This window comes from Sphaerisporangium sp. NPDC049002 (genome assembly GCF_040649355.1).
GTDB lineage: Bacteria > Actinomycetota > Actinomycetes > Streptosporangiales > Streptosporangiaceae > Sphaerisporangium.
In genome coordinates this window covers 1-9132 of sequence record NZ_JBEZFH010000265.1, presented here as the reverse complement: position 1 = coordinate 9132, position 9132 = coordinate 1, and the positions used below count along the sequence as shown (strand labels likewise).

Sequence of the window (9132 nt, the reverse complement as noted above, 5' to 3'; positions counted from 1 at the left end):
GTCTCGGCGGTCGCCTCCGGCGGCACTTCGCCCGCCTTGTCCATGGCGGCGAACCCGCCCGCCGAGCCCGGGACGGGGGAGCACTACCGCGCCCTGGCCATGCTCGCGCGCCAGGGCGCGACCGGCGAGCAGCTCGCCGACCTGTGGATGACCTCGCCGCCTGACATCTTCCGCGGCACCGAGCGGCACCCCGCCCTGCGGGCCCGGCTGCGCGCCATCGTGGCCAGGCACGGCTGGCGGGAACTGCGCGACGGCTCCATGTACGGCCTCAGCCGGCACGTCCACACGGTCGAGGACCTCGGCGGCATCCGCGCGGCCACGCTGGTCGTGGCCGGCGACGAGGACATGAAGACCTTCCGGTCGAGCGCCGAGCTGCTGCGCGCGACCGTCCCCCGGTGCCGGACGATGACCGTCCCCGCGGCCGGTCACCTGTGCATGATCGAACGGCCCGAGACGGTGGCGCCCGCCATCGGCGCCCACCTCCGGCTGGCCATGATGGAGGAGGCGCATGCCGATTCACGAGCACTATGAGCCGGGGTCGCCGTGCTGGGTGGACTACGCGGCGCTGGACCCGGAGGGCGCCAGGGCCTTCTACGGCGAACTGTTCGGGTGGGGGTTCAAGGAGACCGGCGGGTACGAGTTCATCCACCTGGGCGATGAGGTCGTGGGCGGGTTCGGCCGGGTGCCGCCCGGGCGGGCTCTTCCCGCGTCCTGGAACACCTATCTGGCCACCAGCGACGCCGACGCCGTCGCGGGCCGGGTCAGGGGGCTGGGCGGCACGGTCGTCTTCGGCCCGGTCGACGCGGGCCACGACGGGCGGCTGCTGTTCGCGGTGGACCCGTCAGGGGCGGCCGTGGGGTTCTGGCAGGGCCGCTGGGAGACCGGGATCGTGGTGGTGGACGAGCCGGGGACGTGGTGCCGCCACGAGCTGTGGGCCGACGACGTGGCCTTCGCCGACGCCTTCTACGGCCAGCTGTTCGACGCCCCCGCGCCGCCGCGGGCCACCTGGGGGCCGCGGAGCGGGCTGGCGCCGCTGTGGGTGACGTTCTTCGGGGCCGGGGACTGCCCGGCCGCGCTCACCGCGGCCGAGCGCCTCGGCGCCACGATCACCGCACAGCACGGCCCCGCGACGATCCTTCACGACCCGTGGGGCGCGCTGTTCGCACTGACTCCTCTATGAGCGGTTGGCCCTGCGGCCGTAGCTCACGAAGAACAGGGCGACCAGGATGGCGCCGACCACGGCGACCACCCCACCGGCCGTCTTGTTGACCACCAGGGCCACGATGACGGCGATCGCGTAGACGAGCGGGACGACCACTCGGAGGTTCAAGCCCATGATGTGCTCCTTTGGACTGGATGCAGGCCAAATGCATCATCGACCATGGGTCAAGGCCGGTCCAGAACAACGGCAAGAATAGGTCGCAACATTACGTATTACCCGGCCGTGCACATACGTATCGATCCTTCGGCCGATGCGTAATGCGTAACCCGGGCCGGTGCCTACGTGCCGAAAGCCGTAATTAGCGGTGTAAGAGGTATTCGTACGGAAAAATCCGGACAAGAAGACGCTCCCCTCCGTGTGAGGAGGGGAGCGGCCACGGATGACGGGGTGTTCAGGCCACGCGGCGCAGATCCATCTGGAAGTTCTGGCGCCAGGTCTGCCCGCCGTCGGCGCTGAACTCGCCGATCTCGTGCCAGGTCCTGCGGGTGAACTTCAGCGTGTACCGGATGGTCGCCTGCGGCGTCTGGAGGCTCCACTGGAACAGGTTGTCGCCGACCACCGGCGTGGCGGTGGTGACGTAGCCCACGGAGAACGCCTCCCAGCGGTACTGGCCGGTGGCGTCGTTGTAGTTGATCACGGCGAGCGCGGTGTCCACGACCCGCTTCGGCTGGGCCTTGTCCCGGCCCTCGCCCTCCACGGAGATCGCCAGGCCGCCCACCTGGCGCCGGACGTTCTCGGTCTGGATGAACTCCTGACGCTCGCCGGAGCTGCTGAAGGTCCAGCCGGTGCCGGCCCACCGGCCGATCATGAAGTCGAGCTTCCGCATCGCGGTCAGCTGTGTGGGGACGTCCAGCGTCCCCGCCACCGCCGCCGAGTCGGCCGACGCGGCCCCGATCCCGCCGCCCGCGACCACGGTCAGCAGGCAGAACAAAGACAACAGAACACTACTTAATCGCTTCATATAAAGATCTTTACATATGCCGCTTCCGCGGTGGACGCCCATTCGCCGAGAAGGTACGAGGCGATCGTTGTCAGAGTTTGCGGTACGTCCTGGCGTCCTCGGCGGCGTCGAGGACACCTTGCAGCGAGGCTCCGACCCCGGCCGCCACGGCCGCCGCTATGGCGCCCTCGACGAACGGGACGTCGGCGATCACGACCTCGTCCGGCCGTTCGAACAGCAGGGCCGTCAGCACCGAGCCCCCGAGGTCGGGGATGAGGACGACCCCGGCTCCCCGGCCGACCTCCTCGATGGCCGCCGCGACCTTGTCCGGGCTGGCGCCGAGACCGCCGTCGTCGGTGCCGCCCGCCGGGGCGACCCGTACGTCCGGACCGGCGATGCCCACGGCGAGCGCCACCGCCTCCCTCGCCAGGGCGTCGCTGTGCGAGACCAGGACGATGCCCACCAGGCCGCCGGGGGTGGTCATCCGCCGGCCACCGTGTGCAGGGCGGTGAGGATGAGCGCGGTGGAGGCGGCGCCCGGGTCCTGGTGGCCGATGCCGCGCTCGCCGAGGTAGCTGGCGCGTCCCTTGCGGGCCTGGAGCGGGATCGTCGCCCGGGCGCCCTCCTCCGCCGCCGCGCGCGCCGCGGCGAGCGCCTCCTCGGCCTTCGTCCCGTTCTGTACGGCCGCGGTGAGCGCGCGTGAGGCGGGGGCGAGCGCGTCGACCATGGTCTTGTCGCCCTCGGCCGCGCCGCCGAGCCTCCGCACGCCCGCGAGGGCCGCTTCCAGCGCTGACGCGAGGTCGGTGAGCGTGACGTCGGGGCTCGCCCCGAGGGCCTTGCCCATCTGCCGGAAGGCCGTGCCGTAAAGGGGGCCGGAGGCGCCGCCGACCTTGCGGATCAGCGTCGTGCCGGTGAGGGTGAGGACGGCTCCCGGGGTGTCGCCGGGCGTGGCGAGGGCCTCCCGGACGGCGGTGAAGCCCCGGTCGAGGTTGGAGCCGTGGTCGGCGTCACCGATGGCGGCGTCGAGCCGGGTCAGGTGGTCGCGGTTCGCGCCGACGGCCCGCGCGACCTCCTCGATCCAGGCGGTGAAGAACTGGGCGTCCATGGCGTGCGACTCCTTGAGGCGATGCGCGGGTGGTCCTGCCCGCTCGGAGCGTCATCGGCCCCAGCGCAGGCCGGGGGTCTCCACCGGGGCGTCCCAGAGGCGGGTGAGCTCGTCGGTCAGCTTGCAGACCGTCACCGAGAAGCCCTGCATGTCGAGGCTGGTGACGTAGTTGCCGACCAGGCAGCGAGCTGGTTCGGCGCCCTTCTCGCGCAGGTAGGCGGCGACCTCGGCGAAGACCACGTACAGCTCGACGAGCGGGGTGCCGCCCATGCCGTTGACCATCACCAGGGTGTCGCCGGAGAGCGGCATGTCGGCGTGGACGGCGTCCATGGCGACGCGGGCCAGGTCGCGGGCGGGCGCGGCGGGCGCGCGGGTGCGGCCGGGCTCGCCGTGGATGCCGATGCCGAGCTCGATCTCGTCTCCGGCAAGCTCGAAGGTCGGCTTCCCGGCCGCGGGCACGGTGCAGGGGGACAGCGCCACGCCGAACGAACGGCTGCGCGCGTTGACCTCCTCGCCGGCCCTGGCCACCTCGGCGAGGGACGCACCGGTCTCGGCGAGCGCTCCGGCGATCTTCTCCACGAAGACCGTCGCGCCCGTGCCGCGGCGGCCTGCGGTGTAGAGCGAGTCCTTGACCGCCACGTCGTCGTCGACGAGCACGACGGCGACCTCGATGCCCTCCTCGGCGCACAGCTCCGCGGCCATCTCGAAGTTCAGTACGTCGCCGGTGTAGTTCTTGACGATGTGCAGCACCCCTGCGCCGCCGTCGACGCCCTTGGTGGCCTCGACGACCTGGTCGGGGACCGGTGAGGTGAAGATCTCTCCCGCACAGGCCGCGTCGAGCATGCCGTACCCGACGAAGCCCCCGTGCAGCGGCTCGTGACCGGATCCGCCGCCGGACACCAGCCCCACCTTGCCCTCGGTGGGCGCGGACCGGCGGTACACGATCTTGTTCTGCGGGTCCACGCGGAGGCCGGGGTGGGCCTCGGCCATTCCGGCGAGCGCGTCGGTCACGACGGAGCCGGCGCTGTTGATCAGCTTCTTCATGAGGCGGTCCTCGGCTGCGATCGGTGGTTCCCCGGCCAGACTCTCCCCGATCGCGGGTCCTGGCAAGCGTAAGCGGGCCGGGTGTCGCCGGGGGAGCCTCGGCCCGCTCATCGAAGGGAGAGGTTGTCCCTGTTGTTCTCCATCGTGTCCTTCACGCCGTCCCGGTGTTCCATCCAGGCCTGTACCAGGCAGGTGATGGTGAACAGCCCGACAAGCACCAGCGCCGCGATGTCGCCGTTGATGAAGCCCTGTAGTGAAAGCATCGGTTCTCTTCTCCGAGTAGCTCGATGAGGCGGCGGGTGTCGCCGGCGCCGAGGGGATGTGGTGGTTCACGTCGTGGCCTCCGGGGCCGCCGACGGACGTGGCAGGGGAGAGGACACACGCGTGCCTGGATGTGGCGGTGGGGACTCACTGGGAGCGGTCTGGCCGGGGGCCTGAGAGGAATGTCTCGGCTTCGCCCTGGCCGGCTCGATGTGCGGCCGTTTGATCGTCCGCCGATGCCATCGGTTCGTATCCGGATGACGATGGTCTTAGTCGGCTCGGCCTGGTCTGTCCATTCGCTGTGCGATGTGCCGGATCATGTGCTGTCGAATGAGTTTGTCAATCGGTTTCAAGAGGATGGCCGGTGGGCTGTCAATATGGATTCCGATTGGTTCGATGAACTTAGTCCCACGTGGTGCCGGGGGTGCGGGAGTAGCTGTCCCAGGTGGTTCCGGCGGTGCGGCTGTAGGAGTCCCAGGTGGTTCCGGCGGTGCGGGTGGAGGCGGTGGAGTTCGTCATTTCTTCGGCTCTTTTCTGGCGGGCTGTTTGTTTGTTCTCGCACAAACAACTCTGCGGGAATCGCCACCCATGAACCAGACGAACCGGCGGCAGCAAACTGCACCGCCCTGACCGCTTCCTGCCACCGCCGCGCGGGACATACGGGATTGAGCCATCACCCCAGGTCAGGACGTCGGCCTGCCTGTGGGGCGCGAGCGCGCGAAGGCGGTCTCGCTCGTTCGTGACGCGGGGGACCGCACGGCCGGGCGCATGGGAAACGCGGAACGTTCCGGCCGTGCGGCCTGACCCTCGCCACTTCGCGGCCGGGCCGCGTTCCAGCCGCGAACCGAACATTAATACTTTCGGTGGGGCGTCCGCAAGGGGTTATGCCAATTCCGTTATGGCCGATACGGTCCATCCTTCGGGCGGTCGGCGGCACGCCGGCGATCCAGGCGCGTGATGACGGCCACGCCTGGCCTGCCCGTGGACGCATGGATGGGACGACCGGGGAAGCGAGCGCGAGCGCCGCAGGGGGAAGGGGGGCACGGGGCCGGATACGGCACGGCCGGTGCCACGGGGGCGGGCGTCGCGGTGGGCCGGGGTGGCGGGGAATCGCCGGGGCTGTCTGGCCGGCGGACCTGGAGAGGGGAGGCTCGGCGTCGCCCTGGCTTTTTGATGTGGGGCCGTCCGATGTCCGCCGGCGCCATCGGTTCGGATCTGATGACGATGGTCTCGGCCGGCTCGGCCCGGTCTTTCTGTTTACTCTTGGCTTCGTCTTCTTTTGTGCTGTCGGGCGGAGGATCAAAGAGCGTTCATCGGCGGGATTGATTGGGTTTTCGTGCTGGGCGCGGGTTTTCGGCTTTTCTTAGTCCCAGGTGGTGCCGGGGGTGCGGGTGAAGCTGTCCCAGGTGGTTCCGGCGGTGCGGCTGTAGGAGTCCCAGGTGGTTCCGGCGGTGCGGGTGGAGGCGGTGGAGTTCGTCATTTCTTCGGCTCTTTTCTGGCGGGCTGTTTGTTTGTTCTCGCACAAACAACTCTGCGGGAATCGCCACCCATGAACCAGACGAACCGGCGGCAGCAAGCTGCACCGCCCTGACCGCTTCCTGCCACCGCCGCGCGGGACATACTGGAACACGTCATAACCCCAGGTCAGGAGGTCGACCTGCCTGGGGTGGGTGAGTACGCGAAGCGGTCTCCGCCCGTTGGCGAACGCGGATCCGTGAGATGACCGCGGATCAGGGATCCCGATGGCTGGAGAAGGCCTTCCTGGGCCACCGAGACGCCAAGTTACTTCCGCGTAGGTTACCGTGCAGGCATGGCTGAGATCCTCTACCCCCTGGTGATCACAACCGCGAGAGGGCTGTTCAAGGCGCTCGACCTCAGGATCGAGGTCAACGGCGCCGAACGCGTGCCGAGGAGCGGCGGCGCCGTGCTGGTCAGCAACCACGTGAGCTACCTGGACTTCATCTTCGTCGGGTACGGCGCCTACCCCTCGCGCCGGCTCGTGCGGTTCATGGCCAAGAAGGAGGTCTTCGCCCACCGGGTCTCCGGGCCGCTGATGCGTGGCATGCGCCACATCCCGGTCGACCGGTCGGCGGGCGCGGGGGCGTACGGCAGCGCCGTGGCCGCCCTGCGGGCGGGCGAGGTGGTCGGCGTGTTCGCCGAGGCGACGATCAGCCGGTCCTTCACCCTCAAGGACCTCAAGAACGGCGCCGTGCGCATGGCGTCCCAGGCCGAGGTCCCGCTGATCCCGGTCACGGTCTGGGGGACACAGCGCATGTGGACCAAGGGCCGCCCGAAGGCCCTGACCCAGCGGCACGTGCCCATCACGGTCGACGTGGGCGAGCCCCTGTTCCCCAAGGCCGGGCAGGACATCGCGGAGCTCGCGGACGGCCTGCGGACCCGGATGTCGGAGCAGCTCGATCGGGTGCAGCGGAGCTATCCCGAGATCCCGCAGGGCGTGTGGTGGCAGCCCACCCACCTCGGCGGCACCGCTCCGACCCCCGAGGAGGCCGCCGCACTGGACGCCGCCGAGCGGGCATCGCGCCGCCGAGGCTGACCGGCGGGCGCCTCCGGGTGTTGTCGTGGACGAGGCAGCCGAGTGTGCATGCAAGTTGCATGCTAAATTGGTGGCATGGGAACGATTCAGATCCGCGATGTCCCCGATGCGACCGAGAGGACACTGAAGGCACGGGCCGAGCGCGAAGGTAAGTCGCTGACGGCATATGTGCGCGACCTTCTGAACGAGGAGGCGGTCACGCCGACTCTGGACGAGGTGATGGCCAAGATCGCCTCCGACGAGCCGGTGCCCTACGACCCTGACTTCGTTCGCGAGACGCTGCGAGAAGACCACCGGTGAGCCTCGTCGTGGACGCCTCGATCGTCTTCCGCCTGCTGGCCAACGTGAAGGGCGACGATCTTCTCCGCCAGCGGCTGGCGCGCAAGCTGCATGCCCCGGCGTTGATCGACGTCGAGCTCGCCTCGGTGGTACGGGGGCATGTGATCACCAGCAGGCCGGAGGTGCGGATCTCCGAGGCCCGTGCCCGGGTCATGCTGGAGCGCTACGCGCAGCTGAAGATCGTCCGGCATTCGATGCTCCCTCTCCAGCCGCGCGTCCTGGAGCTTCGGAACAACCTCACCGCCTATGACGGCATGTACGTGGCGCTCGCCGAGTCGCTGGGCGTTCCGCTCCTGACCGACGACGCCAAGTTCGCCGGCTCGGCGGGGCACCGGGCGGAGATTCACCGGTACCCGCCGCCGTTGGCGTAGATCACCGCTGTCGGTCGCTGCTGAACCTCTTCGCGGGCAACCTGATCGTCATGTGCTCATCGGCCGGAAGGGCCATCATGGCGCTTCTGGAGCACGTGGCGAAGCTGATCTACCAAGCGGTACACCGGGTCTTCTTCCATGGTGGTATCGGGCCATTGCACCACTCGCATCGCCGTAGCCCTCCAGCAGCCGGATGGATTACCGGATCAGATAAACGCGTATGCCGATGCATAAGCCACTCCCGGTCCAGGCGTACCCCTGTGAACCGCTGGACAAGGGCCAGTGGTGGCCACGCCCCCCGAGGTTCGCGATGTCCAGGTCGCTACGGGCGGCGGAAACCAAGTTCGCCGGCTCGGCGGGGCACTGGGCGGAGACCCACAGCTATCCACCGTCGGTGATACAGGTCAGAAGGCACGACAGCCGGACTTTCGTCTAAGCCGTGGAGGATCCGCTCAAGATCTCCAGGGCGCTGTCGAGATAGAAGGCGTCACCGGTCTCGACGCCCCATCCGCGGTCCTTGAGCTGACGCAGGAGGGGCAGGAATTGTGGGTCGCCGAGTTCCTGGGCCGCCTCCAGGTAGAGGTTCCCGACGTCGAGGTCGGCGAGCTTCTCCTTGAGCACCGGAAGCACTCGGGGGTCGTGACGTAGTGCGAGCGCCACGGCCGCCTCCCCCGCGGTGTCGGCTTCCAGGTCCTTCAGAACGGCGGCGAGAGCGTCGGATCTCGGGAGTGTCGTTGAAACGCCTGGGAAGTGGAACGCCCGACGGCCTGTGTCAGGCCGTCCGGGCGCTGCGGTTCTCGTGGGGTGAGCGTCGGGTACCGGGGTCCCGGGGCCGAGGACGGTCAGCCCATGTGGGGGTAGCGGTGGTCGGTGGGTGGGTTGAAGGTTTCCTTGATGGCGCGGGCGTTGACCCAGCGGATCAGGTTGAAGATGGAGCCGGCCTTGTCGTCGGTGCCGGAGGCGCGGGCGCCGCCGAAGGGCTGCTGGCCGACGACGGCGCCGGTGGGCTTGTCGTTGATGTAGAAGTTGCCGGCGGCGAAGCGCAGGCGCTCGGTGGCCGAGGCGATGGCGTAGCGGTCCTGCGCGATGATCGATCCGGTGAGCGCGTACGGTGAGACGCTCTCCATCTGGTCGAGCACAGTGTCGAAGCGGCTGTCGTCGTAGACGTGGACCGACAGGATCGGGCCGAAGTACTCCTTGACGAAGATCTCGTCCGCGGGGTCGGCGCCTTCGGCGCGCCGGCACATCCGGGCGCGGTCCGCGACCGTCGTCGGCGAGCGGTTCGTCCCGTCCGGCA

Annotated in this window: 13 protein-coding genes; 5 read left to right on the top strand and 8 right to left on the bottom strand. The window is 69.2% G+C overall.

Features of this window, described 5'->3' with window-relative positions; all coding sequences use genetic code 11:
* A partial coding sequence (locus AB0B89_RS32605) for an alpha/beta hydrolase (protein WP_358560466.1) occupies positions 1–531 on the top strand: 531 nt, incomplete at its 5' end.
* Positions 509–1180 carry a VOC family protein gene (locus tag AB0B89_RS32600; RefSeq protein ID WP_358560464.1) on the top strand — a complete coding sequence of 224 codons (672 nt, stop codon included), beginning with the start codon at positions 509–511 and terminating at the stop codon, positions 1178–1180. The genes AB0B89_RS32605 and AB0B89_RS32600, both read left to right, overlap by 23 nt.
* Here the strand turns inward: AB0B89_RS32600 and AB0B89_RS32595 are convergent.
* The 6 genes from AB0B89_RS32595 to AB0B89_RS32570 form a co-directional block, all read right to left on the bottom strand.
* A complete protein-coding gene (locus AB0B89_RS32595; protein ID WP_358560462.1) occupies positions 1175–1336 on the bottom strand; it encodes a hypothetical protein in 162 nt (53 codons plus the stop codon). The two genes, AB0B89_RS32600 and AB0B89_RS32595, sit on opposite strands and share 6 nt — an antisense overlap.
* Before the next feature lie 277 nt (positions 1337–1613).
* Complete coding sequence (locus AB0B89_RS32590; protein WP_358560460.1) at positions 1614–2159, bottom strand: hypothetical protein; 546 nt, start codon at positions 2157–2159, stop codon at positions 1614–1616.
* Positions 2160–2253: 94 nt separating this feature from the next.
* Positions 2254–2646 (bottom strand): phosphoenolpyruvate--protein phosphotransferase, encoded by a 393-nt coding sequence (locus tag AB0B89_RS32585; protein WP_358560458.1) that lies wholly within the window; start codon positions 2644–2646, stop codon positions 2254–2256.
* Complete coding sequence (gene dhaL, locus AB0B89_RS32580) at positions 2643–3266, bottom strand: dihydroxyacetone kinase subunit DhaL (RefSeq protein WP_358560456.1); 624 nt, start codon at positions 3264–3266, stop codon at positions 2643–2645. The genes AB0B89_RS32585 and dhaL overlap by 4 nt, the downstream gene beginning before the upstream one ends.
* A 51-nt stretch (positions 3267–3317) precedes the next feature.
* Entirely contained in the window at positions 3318–4310 is a 993-nt protein-coding gene (gene dhaK / locus AB0B89_RS32575) for a dihydroxyacetone kinase subunit DhaK (RefSeq protein WP_358560454.1), read from the bottom strand.
* A 107-nt stretch (positions 4311–4417) separates the two neighbouring features.
* Positions 4418–4573 carry a hypothetical protein gene (locus AB0B89_RS32570; protein WP_358560452.1) on the bottom strand — a complete coding sequence of 52 codons (156 nt, stop codon included), beginning with the start codon at positions 4571–4573 and terminating at the stop codon, positions 4418–4420.
* 1808 nt (positions 4574–6381) lie between these two features.
* On the opposite strand from AB0B89_RS32570, the gene AB0B89_RS32565 reads away from it, so the two are divergent.
* The 3 genes from AB0B89_RS32565 (at position 6382) to AB0B89_RS32555 (ending at position 7835) form a co-directional block, all read left to right on the top strand.
* The gene (locus AB0B89_RS32565; protein WP_358560450.1) at positions 6382–7125 is read left to right on the top strand and encodes a lysophospholipid acyltransferase family protein; all 744 of its coding nucleotides are present in this window, start codon (positions 6382–6384) and stop codon (positions 7123–7125) included.
* Between the two features lie 75 nt (positions 7126–7200).
* Entirely contained in the window at positions 7201–7425 is a 225-nt protein-coding gene (locus tag AB0B89_RS32560) for a hypothetical protein (protein ID WP_358560448.1), read from the top strand.
* Positions 7422–7835: a type II toxin-antitoxin system VapC family toxin gene (locus AB0B89_RS32555; RefSeq protein WP_358560446.1), complete on the top strand. Its 414-nt coding sequence runs from the start codon at positions 7422–7424 to the stop codon at positions 7833–7835. The genes AB0B89_RS32560 and AB0B89_RS32555 overlap by 4 nt, the downstream gene beginning before the upstream one ends.
* A 432-nt stretch (positions 7836–8267) precedes the next feature.
* Here the strand turns inward: AB0B89_RS32555 and AB0B89_RS32550 are convergent, their stop codons facing one another.
* Positions 8268–8495 carry a hypothetical protein gene (locus AB0B89_RS32550; protein WP_358560444.1) on the bottom strand — a complete coding sequence of 76 codons (228 nt, stop codon included), beginning with the start codon at positions 8493–8495 and terminating at the stop codon, positions 8268–8270.
* Between the two features lie 182 nt (positions 8496–8677).
* The coding region (locus tag AB0B89_RS32545) for an aldehyde dehydrogenase family protein (RefSeq protein ID WP_358560442.1) at positions 8678–9132 on the bottom strand (455 nt) is incomplete at its 5' end.

Coding starts and splice junctions, on each gene's coding strand:
- AB0B89_RS32560 (WP_358560448.1), top strand. CDS start 7,201: ATGGGAACGATTCAGATCCGCGATGTCCCCGATGCGACCGAGAGGACA.
- AB0B89_RS32585 (WP_358560458.1), bottom strand. CDS start 2,646: ATGACCACCCCCGGCGGCCTGGTGGGCATCGTCCTGGTCTCGCACAGC.
- dhaK (WP_358560454.1), bottom strand. CDS start 4,310: ATGAAGAAGCTGATCAACAGCGCCGGCTCCGTCGTGACCGACGCGCTC.
- dhaL (WP_358560456.1), bottom strand. CDS start 3,266: ATGGACGCCCAGTTCTTCACCGCCTGGATCGAGGAGGTCGCGCGGGCC.
- AB0B89_RS32595 (WP_358560462.1), bottom strand. CDS start 1,336: ATGGGCTTGAACCTCCGAGTGGTCGTCCCGCTCGTCTACGCGATCGCC.
- AB0B89_RS32600 (WP_358560464.1), top strand. CDS start 509: ATGCCGATTCACGAGCACTATGAGCCGGGGTCGCCGTGCTGGGTGGAC.
- AB0B89_RS32570 (WP_358560452.1), bottom strand. CDS start 4,573: ATGCTTTCACTACAGGGCTTCATCAACGGCGACATCGCGGCGCTGGTG.
- AB0B89_RS32565 (WP_358560450.1), top strand. CDS start 6,382: ATGGCTGAGATCCTCTACCCCCTGGTGATCACAACCGCGAGAGGGCTG.